14 protein-coding genes and 1 pseudogene are annotated in these 12,380 nt (G+C 61.8%); 4 read left to right on the top strand and 11 right to left on the bottom strand.

The window, feature by feature from the left end:
• Nucleotides 1–358: 358 nt before the first annotated feature.
• The 5 genes from AC3WWH_RS24305 to AC3WWH_RS24285 all read right to left on the bottom strand — a co-directional run bounded on the left by AC3WWH_RS24305 (nucleotide 359) and on the right by AC3WWH_RS24285 (nucleotide 5,939).
• Nucleotides 359–574, bottom strand: coding sequence for a hypothetical protein (locus tag AC3WWH_RS24305; protein WP_058323173.1), 216 nt, complete (start codon nucleotides 572–574; stop codon nucleotides 359–361).
• Nucleotides 575–626: 52 nt separating this feature from the next.
• Nucleotides 627–2,600 (bottom strand): amidohydrolase, encoded by a 1,974-nt coding sequence (locus AC3WWH_RS24300; RefSeq protein ID WP_492377301.1) that lies wholly within the window; start codon nucleotides 2,598–2,600, stop codon nucleotides 627–629.
• 547 nt (nucleotides 2,601–3,147) lie between these two features.
• Nucleotides 3,148–4,026, bottom strand: coding sequence for a helix-turn-helix transcriptional regulator (locus AC3WWH_RS24295; RefSeq protein WP_058322580.1), 879 nt, complete (start codon nucleotides 4,024–4,026; stop codon nucleotides 3,148–3,150).
• Between the two features lie 63 nt (nucleotides 4,027–4,089).
• Nucleotides 4,090–4,788, bottom strand: a complete 699-nt coding sequence (locus AC3WWH_RS24290; RefSeq protein WP_492377300.1) for a helix-turn-helix domain-containing protein — start codon at nucleotides 4,786–4,788, stop codon at nucleotides 4,090–4,092.
• A 257-nt stretch (nucleotides 4,789–5,045) separates the two neighbouring features.
• Nucleotides 5,046–5,939: a LysR family transcriptional regulator gene (locus AC3WWH_RS24285; RefSeq protein ID WP_058322578.1), complete on the bottom strand. Its 894-nt coding sequence runs from the start codon at nucleotides 5,937–5,939 to the stop codon at nucleotides 5,046–5,048.
• A gap of 99 nt (nucleotides 5,940–6,038) precedes the next feature.
• On the opposite strand from AC3WWH_RS24285, the gene AC3WWH_RS24280 reads away from it, so the two are divergent.
• Nucleotides 6,039–6,500 carry a cupin domain-containing protein gene (locus tag AC3WWH_RS24280; protein WP_058322577.1) on the top strand — a complete coding sequence of 154 codons (462 nt, stop codon included), beginning with the start codon at nucleotides 6,039–6,041 and terminating at the stop codon, nucleotides 6,498–6,500.
• Between the two features lie 100 nt (nucleotides 6,501–6,600).
• Nucleotides 6,601–7,416, top strand: coding sequence for an arylamine N-acetyltransferase family protein (locus tag AC3WWH_RS24275; protein ID WP_245299143.1), 816 nt, complete (start codon nucleotides 6,601–6,603; stop codon nucleotides 7,414–7,416).
• A gap of 54 nt (nucleotides 7,417–7,470) precedes the next feature.
• Here the strand turns inward: AC3WWH_RS24275 and AC3WWH_RS24270 are convergent, their stop codons facing one another.
• Nucleotides 7,471–7,704 (bottom strand): hypothetical protein, encoded by a 234-nt coding sequence (locus tag AC3WWH_RS24270; RefSeq protein WP_058322575.1) that lies wholly within the window; start codon nucleotides 7,702–7,704, stop codon nucleotides 7,471–7,473.
• Nucleotides 7,705–8,197: 493 nt separating this feature from the next.
• Here AC3WWH_RS24270 and AC3WWH_RS24265 point away from each other — a divergent pair, with 493 nt between their 5' ends.
• Both AC3WWH_RS24265 and AC3WWH_RS24260 read left to right on the top strand, forming a co-directional pair.
• Nucleotides 8,198–8,584, top strand: coding sequence for a methylated-DNA--[protein]-cysteine S-methyltransferase (locus AC3WWH_RS24265; RefSeq protein ID WP_492377299.1), 387 nt, complete (start codon nucleotides 8,198–8,200; stop codon nucleotides 8,582–8,584).
• A gap of 1 nt (nucleotide 8,585) precedes the next feature.
• Nucleotides 8,586–9,164: a hypothetical protein gene (locus tag AC3WWH_RS24260; protein ID WP_058322573.1), complete on the top strand. Its 579-nt coding sequence runs from the start codon at nucleotides 8,586–8,588 to the stop codon at nucleotides 9,162–9,164.
• A gap of 84 nt (nucleotides 9,165–9,248) precedes the next feature.
• Here AC3WWH_RS24260 and AC3WWH_RS24255 read toward each other — a convergent pair whose 3' ends face one another.
• The 5 genes and pseudogenes from AC3WWH_RS24255 to AC3WWH_RS24235 form a co-directional block, all read right to left on the bottom strand.
• A complete protein-coding gene (locus AC3WWH_RS24255; RefSeq protein ID WP_112948626.1) occupies nucleotides 9,249–9,998 on the bottom strand; it encodes a 2OG-Fe(II) oxygenase in 750 nt (249 codons plus the stop codon).
• On the bottom strand, nucleotides 9,995–10,561 hold the full coding sequence (locus tag AC3WWH_RS24250; protein WP_082640831.1) for a methylated-DNA--[protein]-cysteine S-methyltransferase: 567 nt from the start codon (nucleotides 10,559–10,561) through the stop codon (nucleotides 9,995–9,997). The genes AC3WWH_RS24255 and AC3WWH_RS24250 overlap by 4 nt, the downstream gene beginning before the upstream one ends.
• A gap of 134 nt (nucleotides 10,562–10,695) precedes the next feature.
• Nucleotides 10,696–10,941 carry a hypothetical protein gene (locus AC3WWH_RS24245; protein ID WP_058322571.1) on the bottom strand — a complete coding sequence of 82 codons (246 nt, stop codon included), beginning with the start codon at nucleotides 10,939–10,941 and terminating at the stop codon, nucleotides 10,696–10,698.
• 146 nt (nucleotides 10,942–11,087) lie between these two features.
• Nucleotides 11,088–11,738, bottom strand: a complete 651-nt coding sequence (gene alkB / locus AC3WWH_RS24240; RefSeq protein ID WP_058322570.1) for a DNA oxidative demethylase AlkB — start codon at nucleotides 11,736–11,738, stop codon at nucleotides 11,088–11,090.
• Nucleotides 11,722–12,372 (bottom strand): annotated as a pseudogene (locus AC3WWH_RS24235) (hypothetical protein). Before AC3WWH_RS24235 ends, alkB begins: the two are co-directional and overlap by 17 nt.
• Nucleotides 12,373–12,380 lie beyond the last annotated feature (8 nt).

The raw sequence follows: 12,380 nt of genomic DNA, 5'->3' as shown, positions 1-12,380 counted from the left end.
GGGCGTCGGTGCCCGGTCTTGGCCGGTCTGGGGTGAACTGGTTTGGTGAGAACAGGTGTAGCCGACCGGGTTGTGCTGCTGAATTGCAATAATGCTTTCGATTGAATTGCGATTTTGGCAACAATCGGAATAGGCGACGCCCTCCAAGGTCTTTCGCATCTCCTTGTGACGGGGTCACACGGGTGGTGTGGTCTTCGCCGCCCAGATACCGATCCGGTCACCCACCACACCGCGAAATCGACTTCCGCATAGAGCTCCCGACAACGCGCCGGAAGCTGGCCGGATGGCTCTGGCACTTTGTTTCCCGAGCGCCTTTCCGCTTCCAGTATTCCGCTTGAAAGCGGGATACTTTAGTCCCTCATCGGGTCTGCGGCCATTCGAGATTACCGAAGGTGGTCCGGGATACTCCCTTGTAATAGGCGCCACGCTTGGGCGACGGCTGGTTCACAACCACCTTCACCCAGGAGGGGCGGGCCTTGCCCTTTGACGAGGCACGGTCATCGCCGAGAGCAGCCGACGAGGCGATCAGGATTGAGACTGCCGCTATCGCACCAGTTCTGGCCATGTTTTTCATTTCTTGTTCCTTGGAAGCGTTGTCACTGCCGATATCGAGCGTTCTGTGTGTCTCACACGGCCCAGCATGAGCATCCGAGTGCGCCGAAGAAGCCCTTGAGATCGGCGATCGGCAGCTTTGACGTCCAGGCGCCGGCATGGTCGTGTCCATGCAGACCGCAATTGCTGGCGCAGCCGCAGGACGTGATCGCCGTGCGCCGGAGCGAGTTCTTGCCGGCACCATCGGGCTCGCCCCAGGCGGCATAACCGCCGAAGGTGCGAACCGGCGACCAGTCGGGCATCGCCGGCGGCACCGGGTTCTCGTCGTGGGAAGCGAAGTCGCCGGCCGCATAGACGACCTTGCCGCCGACCATCGTCAGCTCCGAGGTCAGGAACGAGATCTCGTCCTCGGCGCAGGCGAAGTAGTCCTTGTTCGGCACGATCAGGTCGGCAAACTGCCCCGTCTCGATCCGGCCCTTCTTGCCTTCGTCGTTCGAGAACCACTGCACCTTCTCGGTCCACATCCGGAGCGCCGTCTCGCGATCGAGGCAGTTGGCGCGCGGATAGAGCTGCAGGCCGCCGATGGTCTTGCCGGTCACCATCCACGACAGCGAGACCCAAGGGTTATAGGAGGCGACGCGGGTGGCATCGGTACCGGCGGACACGTTGACGCCCTTGTCCAGCATGCGCCTGATCGGCGGCGTCGCTTCCGCCACCCCGTGGCCGTAGCGCTCGACGAAATATTCGCCCTGATAGGCCATGCGATGCTGGGTGGCGATGCCACCGCCAAGCGCGGCGATCCGGTCGATGGAGCGGTCGGAGATCGTCTCGGCATGGTCGAAGAACCAGTTCAGGCCGTCGAGCGGGATGTCCTTGTCGACCTTCTCGAAGACGTCGAGCGCGCGGCTGATGGTTTCGTCATAGGTCGCATGCAGCCGCCAGGGCCAGCGGTTCTCGGCCAGCACCCGGACGACCTCTTCGAGCTCGCCCTCCATCTCCGGCGCCATCTCCGGGCGCGGCTGGCGGAAGTCCTCGAAGTCGGCGGCCGAAAACACCAGCATCTCGCCGGCGCCATTGTGGCGGAAGTAGTCGTTGCCCTGCTTGTATTTGACCGAGGAGGTCCAGTTGAGGAAGTCTTGCTTCTCTTCCTTCGGTTTCTGGGTGAAGAGGTTGTAGGCCAGGCGAACGGTCAGCTGATCGTCGTCCGACAGTTTCTGGATGACGGCGTAGTCGTCCGGATAGTTCTGGAAGCCGCCGCCGGCGTCGATGACGCTGGTGACGCCGAGCCGGTTGAGCTCGCGCATGAAGTGGCGGGTGGAGTTGACCTGGTAGTCGAAGGGCAGTTTCGGTCCCTTGGCCAAGGTCGAATAGAGGATGCCGGCATTGGGCTTGGCCAAGAGCAGCCCGGTCGGGTTGCCGTTGGCGTCACGGGTGATCTCGCCGCCCGGCGGGTTGGGCGTGTCCCTGCCATAGCCAACCGCCCTGAGGGCGGCGCCATTCAAGAGCGCCCGGTCATAGAGATGCAACAGGAACACCGGCGTATCCGGGGCGACCGTATTGATCTCATCGATCGTCGGCAGCCGCTTTTCGGTAAACTGGTGTTCGGTGAACCCGCCGACGACCCGCACCCATTGCGGCGCCGGCGTGATCGCCACCTGGCGCTTCAGCATCGCCATCGCATCGGCGAGCGAACGCACGCCGTCCCAGCGCAGTTCCATGTTGAAGTTGAGGCCGCCGCGCACGACGTGGGTGTGGTTGTCGTTGAGACCCGGCAGCACGCGCTTGCCCTTGAGGTCGATCACCCGGGTGCCCGGGCCGGCCAGCGCCATGATCGTCCGGTCGTCGTCGACGGCCAGGAACTTTCCGTCCTTGATGGCAACGGCGCTTGCCGTCGGGTTGCTGCGGTCGAGCGTGGTGACAAGGCCGTTGTGCAGGATCAGGTCGGGCGTCATCGAGGTGTCTCCAGTCTGTTGGGCGTGTGTCGCGGTTGCCCTACCCAAGGCTAGGGCGGCGGCGGTTGCACCGAGAAAATTGCGCCGTGTAGGCATTATGCTGGTTCCTATCTATGGAGTTGCTGCCCGGCGCCCGAATACCTGCGCTTGACGTGGTCGCGGGGCCCAGAAGGAAGATGGCAGGATCGAAATGCCGCCGCGCAGCAGATGACGGCGCCAATGTCAGGGGAAAGGAGCGGGTAAAATACCTGCGAAGGGGGCGCCAAGCTGCCCGCAAGGTCACGCGATCAACGAACTGGCTGTCGAGTGGGTGGACGGCGCTAAGGTAGGTGAGATCAGAAGGCTGCGGGACGTTGGCGTAGCTGCCAGGATCATCGGCTTCTCCTAGATCAGTTGCCGGTTGCGGGACTGTTTCTCCAATATTGCTTTTATTCCACTGCAGTTTCTTGTCGGGAATGTCTGCCTTTTGAAGATTCTCACGTTTAAGCAGCGAAATCTAACTCTGTGGACGTCCGGACGTTTCTCCCTGAACTTATCGCTGGTTGCGCCGCCAAGGTTGAGCCGGGGGCGGAGGCTTGTTCATCGTGCTTACCTTACAAGGCGTCCGTTCCATGCAGCCAACGGTCGCTCCCGTTTGGCCGATTCAGGTGCGCCGGTCACGCCTGAAACGAGCAGGCGTGATGCCCGCTATCAGGGAAAAGCTTCTGGTCAGATGGCTTTGGTCGGCAAAGCCACAGCGAATGGCGATTTCGGCGATTGGCAGATCCTGGAGCAGCAATTCCTTGGCACGGGCTATGCGGTATTCGGTGAGCCAGCGTAGTGGTGTGCGGCCGAAGCTCGCCTTGAAGGCTTGTATAAAGTAGCTCCGAGACAGCTCGCAGCTTTTTGCGAGCTCCATCATCGATAGGTGCCCGTCGAGCTGCGCGGCCAGGTACTCCAACGCGTGCTTTTCCTGCCAGGGAGCCAGCGTGCCCTTGCGCTCGCCCGGAAAATACAACCCGCCGTATTTTTGCACGAGATGTGTCATTATGGCGAGCGTGACTTGATCGATGAATAGCCGACTGGCCTGTTTTTGCCGCTCCAGCGCGGGCAGCAGCGCGTGGGCGAGGCCGAGAATGACGGTGTCGACTGTACCAGGAGGGCATTCGAAGCCCGTGAGGTCGGGCCGCCCGATTTCGGTGGCGAAGTCGCGCACATGCCGAAAGGGAATCCGGAAGCGCACGTTGTCGAAGGGCGATAGATGATGGCAGCGCCATTCCTCGCGCAGGTCCGTGATGGCAAGCGCCCCCTCGGGGTGGCCGCCTTCGAAAATTAGCGACGTACCACGCCAAAGCCGATGTAACCGAAAGTCGCGCAATTGCGTGATAATGCAGAAGGCGTCCTCGCGTGCGTTGGCCGGGCTTGGTGCTAAGTCTTCCCGATCGGACTTCAACCGCATTATGGAGATGGGAGACGCATCGACGATCGATCGGTGTATGGCGTCCGGCTCCTGGGGCTTTTCTGGGGCGGACTCCCTGTACATCGTGCACTCCCAACTAACAGGCGAACGAAAGATTGCCCAACTTTCTTCGTTGAAGCAATTGGACTAATGGAGGCCTCGCCGCCGCCAAACTGAAGGGGTAACGCCAGTTTCACCGACAAATACCCTCTCAAAATGTCCGAGGTCGTCGAATCCGCACGCATGCGCAACGTCCTCCAGCGAGAGGGCATGGATGGCAAGGTGTGATTTCGCCCTGCCGATTTGCGTGGCGATTAGCCGTTGCGTGGTTCCGGGTTCCTCCCGCATAAGAGCCCCTTGCGCCTTACCAGCGCTTCCCTCGATCGGCTCGCCATACCGGTGCAGGAGGTGGGCGCAGATGGCGACCGCCACGGGTCGCAGGGACGCCGGTGCCGTTCCGGTGCCGGTAAAAAATGCAAGCAGCGCGGTACCGAGATTGCGAAGCACCGAATCCGGTTCGCCGCGACGGCAGATCAGGCGTCGTCGTCCGATTTCCGGCGATAGCTCCGCAGTCTCGCTGAAAAGGGCTTTGGGTAGCACAAAGGCTAGCGAGCGCAGCCGACTGTTGAGGCGAATGGCCGCCCCGTCCGCGAGATCCACGAGGCAGATCGTACCGCGCGCGAAGTGGCGAACCTTAGTGCAGGAGCCATCCGCCCGAATGTCGGCGTGTTCGGCGTCCTCCAGATAGAGCATGAGGAAATAGGACTCGGAGGCAGGGAGCCGAACGTCGTTTGCTTCATCGGCCCTTGCTTCATCGGCCTTGGGTTCCCGGCAAATACTGGTCACGGAAAAGGTCGCGTCGCGGATTGGTACAGTGGTCAAGCATGGGGCCTCAGGCGTTCCGAAGCAGACGCCCACGCATGCCATGTCTTTGCTATTTAAGTTCAAGGACAATCCCTTGGCGACATTTAAGGAACGATCTTGCAAAAGCAGGTTCTGCGCCCGGACTGTATTCCAGGCTGGGCCAACGTGCAACGCGAAGACCGATCGAACTCGCGTTCAACGAGAATTGTCGAGATCGGCGCCGACGTCTTTCGCCTCGTCTACGTCCGCAGTTTGCCTGCCAGGAACGAGACGAAGCGTCGGACCTTTACCGCGATATGGCGATTGGCCGGATAGACCGCTTGCAACTGTATCGTGCTGATATGCCAGTCGGGGAGGAGACGTACCAACCGGCCCTGCCTGAGGTCTTCGCTAACGATAAAGTCGGGCAGGAGGACGATACCGACTCCCAGCAAGGCGGCGTCGCGCAGGCCAAGGCTGTGATTAAGCTCCAGCCGGGGCACGATGGGAATGCGAAACTCCTCATCGTTCCTTCTGAACGGCCAGATCCGCCCCCATCGCAATTCGGCGAAGTGGAGACAGAAGTGGTGTGCCAGGTCGTGCGGCGTCTTCGGTGCATCATGCTCGGCTAGATAGGCGGGTGACGCGGAAATCACGAGTGACGATGTCGCCAGTTGCCGAGTGATGAGATTGATGTCGACTTCGAGGCGCCCTCGGATTGCAAGGTCGAAGCCATCCTCGACCAGGTTTACGGCCCGATGCGACAGGTCCAGTTCGATGGACACAGCCGGGTTGAGCTTGAGGAACTCCGAAACTGCCGGCACGATCACCAGATGCCCGAGATCGGGCGGCGCTGACACCCGCAACCGCCCAACGGCTTCCTTCTGGAACGAGGTTGCCGTCCGTTCCGCCTCCCTTATCTGCGGCAGGATGCCCGAAAGCGCTTCACGGTAAGCGGCGCCCGCCTCGGTAAGAACGATCTTGCGCGTCGATCTCTGAAAGAGGCGGATGCCGAGGCGATCCTCGAGCTGCCTGACCTGGGCCCCCACCGTCGCGCGCGACATGCCCAGTTCGTCCGCAGCCTTGGTAAAGCTGAGGTGGGTGGAAACCGTCAGAAAGGCGGCAATCCCGTCAAGCGGATCCAGCGATTTCATGAGCGCGATTATCCGTTCAATGATGCCAAGTCATCGCTCTTATCATGAGACGAAGCACAAAGTAATCGATGGGTGTCCTCAAGCAGAAGGAGACCCGACATGAAGACATTCACTTACGCGGCGGTATCGCCGCCGGGACATGGAATGCCGGCAGCGGCGTTCGGCAACCACGTGATACGCATGATGGCCGACAACACAGGCGGCGCGCTGGGCATGCTCGAGGCCATCGTGCCGCCCGGGGAAGGCTCGCCGCTTCATGTGCACGAGCGCGAGGACGAGTTCTTCCGCGTCCTGTCCGGTTGCTTCGGCTTCTGGTGTGGCGGCGACTATGTCGAGTTGGCGGAGGGGGGCTGCATCGCACTGCCGCGCGGCGTGCCGCATCGCTTCCGGAACATCGGAGAGACGGAAGGCCGCCTCATGGTCGTCGTGACGCCGGGCAGGTTCGAGAATTTCTTTCCAATCATCGACCTCTGCAAGCCCGAAACGCCCGAGGAGATCGCCTCAATCGCGATGGGTTTCGGCCTGACCTTCCTGCCCGAGGGCAGTCGCAAGGTCGCCTGATCCGGCGGCAGACCGCCCCAAACGTAGTGCCGACAAACTCGACAACGGTCCATCGAAAGGAGACCGAAGGATGACACACGCGCCTTCACACGAAATCGGAATGAGCCTGACCGCCGGCCAGTTGGACGCCTATCTCGCGAGGATCCGGGTAGACCGGCCAGTTTCTCTCGACCTTCAAGGCCTGTCGAAACTTCACCGCGCTCACCTCATGACCTTCACCTGGGAGGCGCTGGATGCCTTCATGGGATGGCCGTCCTCAATCACTCCGGCATCCGCCTTCGCCAAGATGGTGGAGGGCAGGCGCGGCGGCTGGTGTTACGAGATGAACGGTCTCTTCGGCGCAGCACTTGACGCGCTCGGTTTCCGGGTAACCCGTCTTTGCGGTGCCGTCGACCGCGAAAGGCTGGGCAACATCTCCATCGGCAATCATCTGACCCTGCGTGTCAATCTCGACCGCCCCTATCTTGCCGAGGTCGGCGTGGCCGACGCCATCGTCGAACCCGTGCCGATTGCTGTCGGACCGTTCAGCCAGCGCGGCTTCAATTTTTCGATCATGCCGGCGGAGGATGGCTGGTTGCGCTTCAAAAACCATGTGCACGGCATCGCACACAGCTTCGATTTCCGTGCCGATTACAGCTGCGAGGCCGCCATGGCCGCCACGCATTCGTGGCTGATGCGGGACCCCGGGTCGCCATTCACAAACGCGCTGGCAGTGCTGCGTCATACCGCGGACGGTTATGTCGCCCTGCAGAATGATTGCTTGCGCACGGTCACGCCGGGCAGCGTTCGCGAACATCGCATCACAAGCGCGGACCATCTCGCGGACACGTTTGAGACCGTTTTCGACCTCGAGATTCCCCGGCCTGAGCGAATCTGGGACAAGGTCCTGGCGATTGGCCGCGACAAGGCGGCCTGAAGGCGCGGCACCAATATTCTGGGGTTCGAAAAAAACATCTATCCTTCGCGCAGTCTAGCGAATATTGCCGCGCTTTCGCAGGGGCATCGGCACGACCTCGGCAGATCGAGTGGGCTGTTCCATCACATCGGCGGGCTTGCCGTCGGTGTCCTGGCCGCACGCCGCATTGCCCATACGCTCGTCCCCGGGCCAAGCCGGTGACGGCGTGATCATCCGGAGTAATTCCGGACGCAGACCGTCGCCGCGCTGAGCGGCGATGGAATGCAAACCTCGTAGCAATGTCATCATGGCTCGACCCTCCGTCGTGATGCGGCAGCGGCCTTCAGGCCGCGCTGATGGTCCTCAGGGCCGTGGGATTGTCGCAGGCGCCACACGCACGGTTTCACACTGACGGCGGGCGGCGGCGATTTGTTGCCAACCAAGCTCCTGCGCATCGTGGATATTAGAGGCGTCCATTTGCAGCTCCGTCGGATTGCCAACGACGATACGGCTGCTTCTCGGGCACATGCGCTCCGAAAACTGCTTTCAAATCGAAATTGGCCGTTCACACCGGACGAGACGCTGACGACCAGCATTTCGATTTGAAAGCAAAGACCGGAGAGTGGCGCAATGCATCAGCTTCTAAACTCGTTTCACAACGAATGAAGAAGGTAAGACGATGCGTGAAACTATTCGATTTGCATGGGGCGCCAGTTCCCTCGGCGACTTTGTTGTCGCCATGTCGAACAAAGGGATTGTGGTGCTTGAATTCAGCTCGATGCGCACCGCGATGGAGGATGCGTTGAGTATCCGATTTCCGGAAGCCGAGCTTGAACGCGCCCAGCACGAACTTGCCGACGTGATCGAAACCGTGGCCGGCGCGATCGACGATCCGGCCAAGGTTTGCGATCTGCCACTCGATCAGCGTGGGACGCCGTATGAGGTCCAGGTCTGGTTCATGTTGCGGGAAATTCCTGCTGGCCAGACCACGAATTATGGGGCGCTCGCGGCCAAGGTCGGTTCGCGTGATCCGCGGGATGTAGCGGCTGCGATCGCCAACAACCCGATCGCCGTGATCGTGCCGTGCCATCGCGTCATCAAGAAGGATGGCTCGATTTCCGGTTATCGATGGGGTGTCCGCCGCAAGCGTGCTCTTCTGACCCGCGAGCAGCGCGCCACGGAGGAATGAGATGTCAGATGTTCGTTCCGCGGTCTCGCCGTGCGGGCGTATCGCCGAGCCGCTGCAGGTCATCAGGCTGTCGATCGATTCCGTAGATGCGGCCCGTCGGCAATTCCCAGGCTACAGGTTGACGCGGCTGGTGGGGGCGCGGCTTGAGCTGGATGAAAAAGACATCGACCGGCTCTCTGACATGCTCGGGGTCGATCTCCTGCGGCCCGTGGCGGGCGCGTCGAAGCCGTTCGACCATCATTTGCGCCATGTGATCGCTCTCTACGAGCTTAGCGCTCTGTTTCGCGATGACGGGCACGCACCCTACCATCATGCGATCCGGCCGACCGGCTACGACTACCATCGAGACAAAGTGGACCCGTCCGGCATGGAGCTATGGCGGGCCGACTATCGCGTGATGCCGGATGTCAGGCAAATGATGGCCGCCTCGATCCGATGGCTCCATAGGGCAGGGAAGGACAATGTCTGGCTGCGGCGGGTGCCTTGCACCTGGCACGCCGCCGAGGCGATTGCCTGCCTGCGCGCCAACGGCGCGTTTGAGGATTGGGCTCGGCTCTATGCGCTTTATCCCGGGTGGTAGTTGCGGCGGTCCGCTCTGGCTGCAGGCCAGGGGCTCCGAAAGGGCGGCCGGCGCTGCGAAAACTGCGGCGCCGGCATCGCGGGTTCATCGCGCGTCGTGGAAAATGATCCCGACGGTGTGACGCATGCCGGATCGGACGCGGCTGACACCGTGGCGCAGGTTCACGCGGTAGTTTCCCTTCGTTCCCTGGACCGGACGATTGTGGACGGCGAAGGCGACGGCGTCGCCCTGTCTGAGCGGCACGACCTCGACGCGGCTTTGCATGCGCGGCCGCTGTTCGGTCAGTGCAAATTCGCCACCTGTGAAGTCGCGGCCCGGCTCGGAGAGCAGGATCGCCACCTGGATCGGGAAAGCGAGATCGCCGTAAAGGTCCTGGTGAAGGCAGTTGAAGTCGCCGGCAACATATTGCAGCAGCAGCGGCGTCGGCCGGGTCTGGCCGGCATCGTGGCATTGCTTGAGGAATGCGGCATGCTCGCCGGGAAACCTCTGGTCCAGTCCCATCCGTTCGTTCCACACGTTGGCGACATCGGCAAGGCGCGGGTAGAGCGCCGTGCGGATACCGCCGATGAGATCGGGCAGCGGATATTTGAAATAGCGATACTCGCCCCTTCCGAAGCCGTGCCGCGCCATGATGATATGGCTGCGGAAATGGCTTTCGTCGACGTAGAGCGACGCGACGCTGCTGCATTCCTCGGGTGTCAGAAGTTGGGGAAGGACGGCGCAGCCGAAGCCGTCGAGCTCGCCGGCGAGCGCCTTCCAGTCATAGGCAGCAATCCGTGCCGCCGCGGACGCATCCGCAGAGGCCGGGACCATGTCGATCGCAGTCTTGTTCATACCGTGGTTTCCTTCTCTATGAGGGTGCGTTTGCGCTCAAGGCCCCAGCGATAGCTGGCGAGGTCGCCGTTGGTACGCACGACCCGGTAGCACGGAATGGCGAGCGCAATGGGGTTGGCGGCGCAGGCGCCGGCGACGGCGCGCGGGTTCGCGAGCGGACCAATCCACTTGGCGAGTTCGGTGTAGCTCACCGTCCGGCCGACGGCGATGGCCTTCAGCTTTTCCCAGACGTGGCGCTGAAACGGCGTGCCGTGCATGTCGAGCGTCAGCTGAAGGCCGCCGGATGGCTTGGCGATAAAGCGCAGGACTTTCGCAACGTCGTTCTTCACCATAGTTTCGCGCGCGATTAGCGTGGAGTGCGGGAAGCGATCGGCAAGATCCGCCTCCAGCTCTTCGGCGTTGTCGCCGAGCAGGATCGCGCATACGCGCTTGGCGCTGCGCGCGACCAGCACCTTGCCGAGTTCGCAGTCGGCGACCGCGTAGGAGAGAACGCCGGCGGCCGTCGAAGGGGAATTCTGCGGCGATTGCGGCCGCAGCGCGTCAGTCTTGATAATGAGGTTCATCGTCGTAGCTCCTTGTTCTGTCCTCACGATCGAGACTACTTTTCCGGTCATGCTGCCGAACTCCGATCCTTGCTTTCAAATCGAAACTCTGCTCGCGCTGATGCAAGAGAATGAAGAATGCCGGGCAAGGCCGATCAGGCGAGTCTGAGGATGGTGGTTTCTGCGAGAAGATAGGTCTCGCCGGAGGTGAGGCGGGCTTCGACCTCGCCGTGGTCGCACATCTCCAGCTCGGCATAGCCGGCGGCCACGAGTTGGCCGACATACTTCATCACCAGCGCCTTATCCGGGTCGCCTGGAGTAGCGAGCATGTCAATCGCGTCCTGGGTTCCGGGCAGTTTGCGCCGGCTTGCCTTGGCGTCGAATCCGCCCCGCGAAAACATCAGCGTCGGTTCCTTGTCTTAGCCGTTGCGCGTCGGATCGCGAAAATCCGAAAATCGCATATCGACTTTCCGACTAACTACACACTTGGCCATGGGTTCGTTCTGGCGGCACTCCGTTTGTTGTCATCAAACTGAAGAAAGATGAGTTATAACGCTCCCCGGAAAGTGAGATTGATGCGCATCCGTCCGACAGTCTCATGGACGCCATCCTTCAATTCGGGCACGCCGTGATAGAAGAGCCGCGACGGGCCGCCCCAGACCGCCACGTCGCCATGTCGCAGCGCGTACTTCTTCACAGGATCATTCCGCTTCAGGCCGCCGAACTGGAAAGTCGCCGGCAGGCCGAGCGAGACCGACACGATCGGATTGGCGAAGTCGCGTTCGTTTCTGTCCTGGTGCAGCGAGAGGCGGGCGCCCGGCTCGTAGCGGTTGATCAGGCAGGCGTCAGGGCGGAAGTCCGGATAGCCCGCCCGTGTCGCCGCCTCGACAGCCAGATCGAGGAAGCATTCCGGCATGGCCGGCCAGGGACGGCCTGTTTCCGGATCGTTGCGATCGTATCGATAGCCGGTACGATCCGTGACCCAGCCGGCCGTGCCGCAATTCGTCATCGCCACCGACATGGTGAAGCCGCCCGGTGTGACCATATGTCGGAATGGCGACTGGCTGGTGATGTGGCCGAGCGCGGCGAGCAGATCCTTTTCATAGGGAAGTGCTGCGCCGCGAAGCAGCATGGCCCCCTCCGCCATGATCTCGGTTGCGGGATCGGCGGGGGCAAGCATGTCAAACAGATCGGGCATCTTCGGGCCTATTGCGTATGGTGATGATCGATGGGTGAAAGGCGGGCCGGTAGCCTGCAAGGAGCGCCATGACCGTCGATGGTGGTGTCAGGAGCCAATCGGCGTCGTGGAGGATTTTGGGCCTGTCGTAGCCGTCATTGGCCCAGCGATACGCGAGGCCGGCGCGCAGCGTGTAAGCCTCATCCTTGGCCACAACGACCGCGCCGTCAGGCAGGTCGGACAACAGAAGGGCGATCGGATGCAAGCGCTTGTGGCCGCGATCGAGGCGCTCGGCATGCAGTACGGAATCCATATGCGTAGCCGAAGGAGGCGCCTCTTTCTTCGCCGACGCCCAGCAGGCCCGGAAGCGTTCCGCGGCTTCGCGCCGGCAGAGGAAGCAGGGACGATGGCCGGCGGCGAACGCCACGGCCTCGTCGAGGAAAAACAGCTCCGTCCAGCTCCGGCGCGCCATCACGTCCCGGCGCCAACCCCTGAATTCGCAGGCGCAGACGAGCCAGGTTTTTGTTGCTCAGCGCCTGGCCAGCAATGTCTTCGTTGCCGGATCGTGGATGATGCCGCGATTGCCGGTAAACAGCCCGCGCTGAGTAATGGCGACGATATCACCGAAGGGCGTGACGCGGTTTTGAAGGGGCATGATGTACT

The organism is Ensifer sp. EB106-03-01-XG145 (genome assembly GCF_058792075.1).
Note: the sequence above shows the minus strand (reverse complement) of the source record. Positions and strands in the feature narration are given on the sequence as shown.